This window comes from Hymenobacter nitidus (assembly GCF_020447315.1).
Classification (GTDB): domain Bacteria; phylum Bacteroidota; class Bacteroidia; order Cytophagales; family Hymenobacteraceae; genus Hymenobacter; species Hymenobacter nitidus.
The window spans coordinates 771,981-782,908 of the sequence record NZ_JAJADQ010000001.1; the positions used below are offsets into that span (position 1 = coordinate 771,981).

Annotated in this window: 2 protein-coding genes; both read right to left on the reverse strand. The window is 61.3% G+C overall.

All coding sequences use genetic code 11. From position 1 onward, the window contains the following. Nucleotides 1-7: 7 nt before the first annotated feature. Nucleotides 8-7,927 carry a non-ribosomal peptide synthetase gene (locus LGH70_RS03305; protein ID WP_226182661.1) on the reverse strand — a complete coding sequence of 2,640 codons (7,920 nt, stop codon included), beginning with the start codon at nucleotides 7,925-7,927 and terminating at the stop codon, nucleotides 8-10. Nucleotides 7,928-7,985: 58 nt separating this feature from the next. Further along, nucleotides 7,986-10,928 (reverse strand): non-ribosomal peptide synthetase (locus LGH70_RS03310; protein ID WP_226182663.1); only part of this gene is annotated, 2,943 nt, incomplete at its 5' end.

Below are 10,928 nucleotides of genomic sequence, written 5' to 3' on the forward strand. Positions count from 1 at the left end.
CGGTAGATCAGATAGTGATTTTCTCCACTTTGCCTTCGTATTCACTCTCTATCTCCTGGCTTTCCCAGAGGCGGCGGTCAATTTCGCGGGCCAGGCTCTCGATGGTGAGGTAGCTGAAGGCCGTGCTTACGTCGAGCTTCACCTCAAAATCGCGCTTGATCAGCAGAACCACCTCAAACAGCTTGATGCTGTGCCCGCCCAGGGAGAAGAAGTTGTCGTGCACCCCGATCTGGCGGGTGCCGCCCAGCACTTCCTGCCAGATTAGGGCCAGCTGCTCTTCGGTGTAGCTGCGCGGGGCCTCGTAGGCCACGCTGCTTCCCAGGCTGCTCAGGCGCGGGTCGGGCAGGGCCAGCCGGTCCAGCTTGCCATTGATGGTCAGGGGCAGCTGGGGCAGCTCCACAAAGTAGCTGGGCACCATGTAGGCGGGCAGCTTGCTTTCCAGGTAGCCGCGCATCTCGTCCAGCTCCACGCTGTCGTTCACCACCAAGTAGGCCACCAGCTCCGCTTCGCCTTTGGCATTGGGCGAGGCCAGCACAACTGCCTCGGTAAGGCTGGGGTGCGTGAGCAGTACCCGCTCGATTTCCTCGGTTTCGACCCGGTAGCCGCGGATTTTGACCTGGTGGTCGATGCGGCCCAGGTAGTCGAGCGAGCCGTCGGGCAGCCAGCGGCCCAGGTCGCCGGTGCGGTAGAGGCGCGCCCCGGCCTGGTAGGGATGGGCCACAAACTTCTCCTGGCTCAGCGCGGGCCGGTTCCAGTAGCCGCGGGCCAGCTGCCGCCCCCCGATGTAGAGCTCCCCGACCACGCCCACCGGCACCAGCCGCTGCTGCGCGTCCAGCACCACTATTTCGGTGTTCGAAATCGGTTTGCCGATGGTAATTTCGGGAGCATAACGGTCAATCCTGGCCACAGTGGCTCCGACGGTAGTTTCGGTGGGGCCGTACTCGTTGTAGATTTCAATATCGGGGTTGATGGACAGCAGGTAGGCCACGTGCTTTTCCTTGAGCTGCTCCCCGCCCACTATCACCTTGCGCACAGCCGTGGAACGGCGCCCCAGTTCGCTGAGCAGACCCACGTGAATCGGGGTGCACTTCACCACGCTGATGGCTTGGTCGCCCCAGAAAATGTCGCTTAGCACTTCGTCCAGGCCTTCCTGCCCATACACTACGATGCTACCGCCCGTCACGAGGGGCGCGAAAATGCTGGTCACCGTCAGGTCGAAGGAGAAGGACGTGAACAGCGGGAAGACCGGCGCCTGCCGGGTGCCGGGCAGCGCCGCATAGGTCTGGGCGGCGTAGCTGACGTAGTTGCTCAGGCTGCGGTGCTGAATCGGGACGCCCTTGGGCCGGCCCGTGGTGCCGGAGGTGTAGATGGCGTAGGCCAGGTCCGTAGGTTGGGCAATGGCGCCGTTATTCCACTGGGTGGCGTAGCCGGCCTGCAGTACCCGGAAACGGTCCAGCTCGGCCGCATCCAGCACCAGTCGGCTGTTGCTATCCTGCCGAATAAAGCCGATGCGCTCCTGCGGATACTCCGGGTCGATGGGCACGTAGGCCGCGCCCACCTTGAGCGTTGCCAGCACGGCCAGCACCAGCCACTCGCTGCGGTAGAGCTGAATGCCCACGAAGTCGTTGGCCTGCACCCGGTGCTGCTCCAGCAGGTAGTGAGCCAGCTGCGTGCTTATCTCGTCCAGCTGCCGGTAGCTCAGGGTGGTAGCGCCGTGCACCACGGCCGGGCTGTCCGGCGTGTGGGCCACTTGCTCCTGAAACAGCTCCACCACCGTTTTCTCCAGGCCGTAGTCTACCTCGGTCTGGTTGAAATCGGTTAGCAGCTGGGCCTGCTCGCGGCTGCTGATGTAGGTGAGCTGAGCCACTTTGCGGTCCGGCTCCACCACGAAGGCGTTGATGACGCGCTGAAAATGCTCCTTGAGGCGCTCAATGGCCTCCTCGGAATACACGGCGCTGTTGTACTTAAACCACACCCGGGTAGAGTCCGGATTCGACTTGACGATGATATTCAGGTCGTAGTTGGTCTGGTCGACGGCCTTGGAGCCCAGCAGTACCGTATCGGGCTCCGCCTGCGCGGCTTGGGCCGCGGCGGGGGCCGCGTTTTTCTGAGCCGGACGGTTCTGATTCACCATCAGGTGGTTGAACAAGTCCCCGTTCAGGCCGGTGCGGGCCTGAATATCGGCCAGCTGCACGTAGTGGTGGGCCTCACTGCCGATGGCGTGGCTCTGCACTTCCTGCAGCAGCTCCCTGACCGTGGTGTCGGCCGTGTAGCGGATGCGGGTCGGGATGGTATTGATAAACAGGCCGATGATGTCCTCCACGCCATCCAGGTCGGCGGGGCGCCCTGATACGACGCTGCCGAATACGACATCGGTGGTATTGTTGTAGAAGCTCAGCAACGTGCCCCAGGCGCTCTGGAAGAAATTGCTGGTGGTGCTGTTCAGCTTTTTGCACAGCTGGTCGATGGCCACGGTCTGCGACTCATCCAGCTTGAGCAGGCCTTCCTTCAGCTCGTACGCCGTGCCTTTGGGCACTTTGGCCGCAAACGGGAGGGTAGCCGGCGTCTGATAATCGGCCAGGTAGTTCTCCCAGAACCGAACCGAGTCCTGCTTGTCAATCTCCCCAATCCAGCGAATGAAGTTGGCGTAGGGCGTGGTGGGGGTCTGCGGCACGGGCTGGCCGGCCAGCAGGCAGCTGTAGAGCTCGTAGAACTCCGCCGTGATTTTGTCCACGCACCAGCCGTCCATCAGAATGTGGTGGGTGCTCCACACGAAGGCGTAGTGCTGGGGCGCCAGCTTGATGACGCTGAGTCGCACTTGGGAGCCTTGGTGCAGGTCGAAGCCGTCGGTGCGGTCTTTCTCTTCGTAGCCCGCCAGATAGGCCTCCACTTCCTCCATTTCCAGGCCCGAAATGTCTTCGTAGTAGAAGCTGGGCTTCACGTTGGCCCGCACAATCTGCAGCGGGATGTGGCCGTAGTCGGCCGTGAAGGAGGTGCGCAGAATAGCGTGCCGGCCCACCAGCAGCTCGTAGCTTTTTTGGAGCAGGGCCACCTCGAAGCTGCCCGAGAAGCGGTAGCTGGTTTGCACCACGTACGCTTTCGACTCGGGCTGCACCAGCCAGTGGTAGTATATGCCCTGCTGCAGGGGCGAAAGCGGGTAAATATCCTCGACGTCTTCCGCCTTGTTCAGGGCATCAAAGTCGTCCAGGCTCAGGTCGCTGTAGCTCAGGTCGCTGGGCGTCAGCTTCTTGGTATCCTGGCCCGAAAGCTCATCAATGAGCAGCAGCAGGTGCTTGTTCAGGGCCTCCGACAGAGCCTCGATGGTTTCCCGGAAGAACTGGTGGCGGCTGTAGATGATGGACAGCTTCAGGCTGTTGTTCATCACGATGCCCGAGAAGTCCAGGATGGAGTCGCGCTTGAAGGCAGGGCTCATATTCTGGCCCTTGCTCTCGTTGGAAAACTCGAACACCCGCTCGCCGCCTTTCGACTCAACGCCGGAGCCAAAGTCGCCTTTGTAGTTGAACTTCACCTGGGGCTCGGCACTCATCCCGAAGGAAGCGTCGGTGCCCAGGTACTTGAGAATGCCGTACCCGATTCCTTTGTTCGGAATCTTGCGCAGGGTTTCCTTCACCGATACCACGTGCCGGATCAGGTCGCGGTTGCCGGCGGCTTCCAGCTTCACGGGATACATGGTAGTAAACCAGCCCACGGTGCGGCTGATGTCCAGCTCGTTGTCCAGCTGTTCGCGGCCGTGGCCCTCCAGCTTCACCAGCAGCTTGTCGATGGCAAATACCTCGTCGACGGCCCGGCTGAAGGCGGCCAGCAGCAGGTCGTTGGTTTCGGTGCTGTAGGCGCGGTGGCAGCGGGTGAGCAGCAGCTCGGTGTAGTGCTGGCTCAGGTTGATGGTGACGTCGGTGGTGTCGGCCAGGGTGTTGCTGCCCGCGGGCATATCCAGCGGCAGGGTCTGGTAGTCTTCGTTTACGGCCTGCTTCCAGTATTTGGCCTCCTTCTGCAGCTTGGCGCTACCGGCGTAGGCCAGCTGCTGCTCGGCCCAGTACTTATACGACACCGTTTTCAGCGGCAGCTTCAACGCTTCGTTTTTCGTGTACTGGTTATACAGCGTCGAGAGGTCTTCGAGCAGAATGCGCGTCGAGACGCCGTCGGTTACCAGGTGGTGCACCAGCATCAGGAGCCGGTCGCCGTCGGAGAGGCGAAACAGGCCCAGCTGAATCAGGGGGCCATTGGCCAGATTGATGCTGGTCTGGAGCTTCTCGGCCTCCTGCGCGAAGGCGCCCAGCTCGTTTTCCGTACCGCGCAGGTCGGCCACCTGCACGCGCAGGGGCACCTGGCCCTGGTTGTGCTGCGTCCAGAAGCCGTCCTGCTCCGTGAAGGTCATGCGCAGCGCGTCGTGGTGGTCGACCAGCTTCTCCAGGCAAGCCTGCAGCGCGGCCTCGTCGATGGGCGCTTTGCTGTAGAGCAGCACGGGCTGGTTGAAATGGTTTTTGTCGTCTTTGTCGCGCTCCAGAAACCACTTCTGAATGGGCGTGAGCGGCACGGCGCCCTCCACCCGGTCCTGACCGATTTCCAGCTCCCCGGCCAGCTTGGTCAGCTTCTGAGCCAGGTCTTCCAGCAGCGGGTAGGTCAGCACCTGCGACACTTTCAGCGAGTAGCCTTTCTCCTTGATGCGGGAGATGACCATAATGGATTTGATGGAGTCGCCGCCCAGCTCAAAGAAGTTATCCTTGGCCCCGACCCGCTCCTTCTTCAGCACGTCTTTCCACACCTCCACCAGCACTTCCTCGGCCTTGTTGCGCGGGGCCACGTAGGCCGCCTCGCGCGAGAGTTTCTGGTAATCCGGGTCGGGCAGCGCCTGCTTGTTGATTTTGCCGTTGGCCGTCACCGGAATGCTTTCCAGCTGCACGTAGTAGTCGGGCACCATGTAGGCGGGCAGGTGCTTGGCCAGGTGGGCCTTTAGCTCCTGGCCGATTTCAATCTTGCTGCTGACGAAGTAGGTGACCAACTCCTTGGGCTGGTCGCTCATTTCGCGGGCAATAACGACGGCCTCGCGAACGGTGGGAAAGGTGAGCAGCACGTTCTCAATTTCACGCAGCTCGATGCGGTGGCCCCGGATTTTCACCTGGTCGTCTTGCCGGCCCGCAAACGCCAGCGTGCCATCGGGCAGCCAGCGCGCCATGTCGCCGGTGTGGTAGAGCTTGGCGGCGGGCTTGAAGGGGTGGGCCACAAACCGCTCGGCGGTCAGCTCCGGCCGGTTCAGGTAGCCCCGCGAAAGGCCCGGACCACCGATGTAGAGCGCCCCGATCATGCCCTCGGGCAGCAGGTTGCCGTTCGGGTCCAGCAGGTACACTTCCATGTTGCCAATCGGCTTGCCAATCGGAATCTTGGAGCCTGCGGGCACGCTGCCTTTCTTAACAATGTGCGTAGTGGCTACCACCGAGGCTTCGGTGGGGCCATAGGCGTTGATGTAGTCGCCGTGCTGGCAGAACGCCCGGATCAGCTCCAGGTTGGCTTCTTCGCCCCCGGTCACGAGCTGCTTCAGGTGCTGCAGCTGCTCAATATCGAGCAGCTGCAGGTACACGGGAGGCATGGCCGCAATTTCAATGCGGTGCTCATTCAGGTAGCTGGTGTAGCCGGTAGCGTCTTTCTTGAGGGCGTCGCTGGCAATGTGCAGCTCCCCGCCGCTGAGCAGAATCGTGAAAATCTCCCAGACCGACACGTCGAAAGACGACGAAAGGAACTGCATGCCCCGAATACCCGGCTTCATTTCCAGCGAGTGAATCTCCGTCAACACGGTATTCACAATAGCCTGATGCTCAATCATTACCCCCTTGGGCTCACCCGTGGAGCCCGAAGTGTAGATAACGTAGGCCAGATCCTGGGCCTTCACGTTCGTTTGGGGTGCCAGGGCCGGGTAGTTGTCTTTCTGCGCCGTAAAGGTGGCTAGCTCGGCGGCGTTCAGCAGCACGGTCAGCTCACTGTTGCGCTGCATGTAGGCAATGCGCTCCTCGGGGTAGGCCAGGTCGATGGGCACGAAGGCGCCGCCGGCTTTGAGGATGGCCAGTACCGTGACGACGTACCACTCGTTGCGCTCGAGCATCACGCCTACCCGGTCGTTGGGCTGGATGTCGTAGGTAGCCAGCAGGTAGCCCGCGAGTTTATTCGACAGCTCGTCTACCTCTTTGTAGGTCAGGGAGCGGTTCTCGAATACTACCGCACGCTCCAGTAGCAGAGTAGCAGCTCGCTCCGTAAATAATTCGTGCAGCGTTGCTGATTGAGGGATAGATAGATGGTTGGCATTGTAGGTATGTTTTTGACGGTAAACTTCTTCTTCGCTCAGGAAATCAAATGAGTGCAGGGGCGCGTTTGGCGCGCTGATGATACGCTCGAGCAGGCGGGCGAAGTGCGCGAAAAAGCGCTGGATATAGGCCGGCGTAAACAGGTCAGTGTTGTACTGAACAGCCATGCTGATACCGTTGGCACCTTCGGTAAAGGCCAGCGTCATGTCGTACTTGCTCACCAGGCGGCCTTCCATCTGCCAGGGCGTAATGCGCAGATCGGCAAAGGTTTGAGCACTGGCCTCCTGGTCGCCAAACTGCAGGTCGGTGTTCTGCATCACCACCATCACGTCGAACAGCGGCGAGCGGCTCACGTCGCGCTTCACGCCCAGGTCATCCACGAGCTGGTCGAAGGGGTAGAGCTGGTGTTTGTAGGCACCCAGCGTGTTGCGCTTCACCTGCTCGTAGAGCTGGGAAAAGCTGTCCTGGCCGCTGAACTGGGTGCGCAACGCCAGGGTATTGATGTAGAAGCCAATCTGGTTTTCCAGATCGGCATGCTCGCGGCCCGCAATGGGACTGCCGATGACAATATCCTCCTGACCCGTGTAGCGGTAGAACAACGTGTTCAGGGCGGCCATGATGCCCATAAACGAAGTGCCGCCGTAGGTTTCGTTCAGCTGCTTCAGGCCGGCCTGAATGTCTTTGCTGAGCCGGAACTGCACCATCTCGCCGTTGTAGGTTTTCACGGCGGGGCGCGGCAGCTCATACTGCAGCTCCAGCACGGGCAGCTCGCCCTTAAGCTGCTCGAGCCAGTAGGCCTGGTGCGACTGCAGCCCCTGGGCCTGCAGCTGCTCGTGCTGCCAGGCCGCAAAGTCCTTGTAGTGAATGCGCAGCGGGGCCGCCGCCGGGGGCAGCGCCTGCTGAAACTGGTTGTAGAAGGTTAGCAGCTCGTTGGTCAGCACCTTCATCGACCACCCGTCGCTGATGATGTGGTGAATGTTGAAGAAGAATACCACCCGCTCGGCATCCAGCCGCAGCAGCGCCGCCCGAAACATGGGGCCGGCACTCAGATCGAAGGGCCGCAGGGCCTCGTGGGCAACGTAGGCTTTGGCCTGGGCCTCTGCATCGGGCTGGTTTTGCAAATCGAGGTGCTCTACCCGGAAGCCCGCGGCCTCGGGGCTCAGCACATACTGGCGCACCTCATCGGTGCCGGCCTGCTGCCGGAATACGGTGCGCAGAATCTCGTGGCGCTCGACCAGCGCGTTCAGGGCCTGCTCGAAGCAGGCGGTATCCAGGGGCCCTTCCAGCAGCTTGGCGGCGGGCATGTTGTAGGCCACCAGCGCGTCGTCAAACTGGCTCAGTACCCACAGCCGGTACTGCGAAGGCGACAACAGGTAGCCCTCCTGCGCCTCGGCGGCCGGAATAGAGTTGAACCCGGCCTGGCTTTCCTGGACGTTCAGGTAGGCTATCAGCTCGGCTTTGCGCGCCTTCAGCTCCTGCAGAATCTCATTGGTAAGGGCGCCTTTTTTAGCGGTCAGCTTCAGCTCGCCTTCCACCACTTTCACATTGATATCGGCGTTGCGTAACGTCTTCAGAAATTGTTTCATCGGGTTATCGGTTTTAATGGGTAGCATAATGGATGTGGGTACTAATAGCCTACTACTCGTATTATAACTGGCGGAATACCGCCTTCTAAATCGTTACTTCCTCCGAATGCGCCTCGTCGTGCACAGCTTCGTTTTTGGCCCATAGGGCATTCTCAATTTCTTCGGCCAGAGCCTCAATAACGGGCGTTTCAAACAGGGTCAGCACGTCGACGCGCACCCCGAACTGCTGGTGCACCTTGGTCAGCATCAGAATGCCGTTGAGGCTGTGGCCGCCGTTGGTGAAGAAGTTGTCGGTGACGCCCACGGCTTCTTTGCCCAGAATCTTCTGCCAGATCTTGACAAGCTTTTCCTCCGTTTCGGTGCGCGGGGCCACATACTCCTTGGGCTGCTGGTCGGCGTAGGTCTGCGGGTTGGGCAGGGCCTGCCGGTTGATCTTGCCGTTCGGCGTCAGCGGAATTTCCTTGAGCTGAATAAAGAGCAGCGGCACCATGAACTCGGGCAAGCGCTCCAGCAGGTAGCGGCGCAGGTCGGCCGGGTCGGTTTTTTCCTCGCCCACGAAATACCCCACCAGCTCTTTTTCGCCGGGAATGTTCTCGTACGCCACCAGCACGGCCTGCTGAATGCCAGCCATGCCCTTGAGCGTGTTTTCGATTTCGCCCAGCTCGATGCGGTAGCCCCGGATCTTGATTTGCTGGTCGATGCGGCCCAGGAAGGTGATGCTGCCCTCGGCCGACCAGGTCACCAGGTCGCCGGTGCGGTACACTAGGCCCTGCCCGCCAAAGGGGTCGGCAATGAAGCGCTCAGCCGTCAGATCGGGGCGGCCAAAGTAGCCCTGGGCTACGCCTTCGCCCCCGATGAGCAACTCGCCGGGCACGCCATACGGGCACAGGCTGCGGTGCTGATCTACCACGTACACTTTCGTGTTGGAGAACGGCTCGCCAATCGGCACGCGGCGGTAGTTGCGCGTAAAGTCGACGCGGTGCATGAGCTTGCCGATGGTCGTCTCGGTGGGGCCGTAGTGGTTGTAGATTTCCACCGCCTGCCCGGCGGCCTGCTCAATGCGCTCCACAATGTCTCCGGTCAGCTCTTCGCCCCCAAAGATGATGCGCTTGGTGGGCAGCAGCACCCGGTTGGTTTGCAGAGCTTTCCAGTGCGAGGGCACAATTTTGATGGTGCCAATGGCGTGGGCCGCAAAGTAGCTCAGGAGTCCTTCGCTGTCGGTCAGGGCTTCTTTGGCAAACATGTGGAGCGTGCCACCGGTAAGCAGGGCGCCAAACAGCACCGTGTTGCCCAGGTCGGCCGCCAGCGTCGAGAGCAGGCCAAACGACTCGCCCGCCTCGATACCCGTCTTGGCTTGCAGGCCCCGCAGGTAGTCGACCAGGTTGCGGTGCGTTACCATCACACCCTTGGGCTGGCCCGTCGAGCCGGAGGTATAAATCAGGTAGGCAACATCGGCGGGCTGTAGCGCGGCTGCCACCGGGGTAGCCGGCTGTTGCCGCCATGCGGCATTGGGAGCGTCAATGGCCAGCAGCGGCAGGCGCTGGGCGTGGAAGGCGGCCTGGTTGGCGGCATCAGTCACTAGCAGCAGGGCCTGCGAGTCTTCCAGCATAAAGGCCTTGCGGGCCTCCGGAAACTGCGGGTCGAGGGGCACGTATGCGCCCCCGATTTTGAGCGTTGCCAGCAGGCTGGTCAGGGCCTCCAGGGGACGGTTCAGGCAGAAGGCCACTTTGGCGCCCTCCCCGATTCCCTGCGCCCGGAAGTAGTTGGCCAGCTGGTTTACCTGGCTGTTCAGCTCGGCGTAGCTGAGCTGCTGCCCGTCGAAGACCACGGCAATCTGAGCCGGGGTGGCCGCTACCTGGGCCTCGAACAGCGACACGACGGTTTCCTCGGTGCGGGGCAGCAGGCTGGTGGCGTCGAACTGGGCCCGCAGCTGCTGTTGTTCCTGCTCGGTCAGGTAGTTGGCGGCCAACACGGGCTGGTCGGCCTGCGCCACAAAGGCTTTGATGAGCTGCTGAAAATGCTGCCCCAGACGCTCAATAAAGCCTGCATCGTACTTAGCGGCATTGAAGCGGAAGCGGTAAGCCAGCTGCGTAGCCGAAGGGTAGAGAATGAAATTGAAGTCGAAGTTGGTTTGGACAAAGGACTCCTTATTAAGAATGTCCAGGGTCGATGCTTCGGCGCTTGGCTCGGCAGCAGTGGCTTCCTCCGTATTCGTGTTCTGGAACACCAGAATATGGTCGAGCAGGTTGCGGCCCAGCACGCTTTGTGCCTGCACCTCGGCCAGGGGCGCGTAGTGGTGCGGCTCACTGGCAATGTGCAGCTTCTGTACCTGATGAATCAGCTCTTTCACCGTCGTTTCGCGGCCATATTGCACGCGCACCGGAATGGTGTTGATAAACAAGCCCACCATTTCCTCAACGCCGGGCAGCTCGCCGGGCCGCCCCGATACTACGGTGCCAAACACCACGTCCTGGGAGCCGGTGTAGCGGCTCAGCAGCACGCCCCAGGCACTTTGCACTGCCGTGCTCAGCGTCACGCCCAGTCGCTCACTCAGTTGCTGCAGGCAGGCAAAGTCGGCATCTTCAAGCCGGAAGAAAGCTTCCTGCTGGTTGAATTCCTGGTCGGTCTTCTGCGCCGGCAAGGCAGCCGTTTGCTCGTAGCCTTGCAGCAACTCTTTCCAGTAGCTGAGCGAGGCCTGTGGGTCGCGCTGGTCGAGCCAGCGCAGGTAGTCGGCATACTTGTACCGCTCGCGCAGCTGCACGGGCTGCCCGCTGACCTGGCCCTGGTAGAGCTCGGTAAACTGCTGCGTGAGCAGCCGCGAGCACCAGGCATCCATAATAATATGGTGGTGGCTCCAGATGAACTCGTATTGATCCTCCGTCAGCTGCACAATGCGCAGGCGCATCTGGGAGCCTCTGCTCAGGTCGTAGCCCCGGGCCAGGTCGGCCTGCTTCTCCCCCGCCAGGGCCCGCGCCAAGTCCTCTCCCGCATACTGGCTCAAGTCCACGAAGCTGAAGCCCTCGCGGAC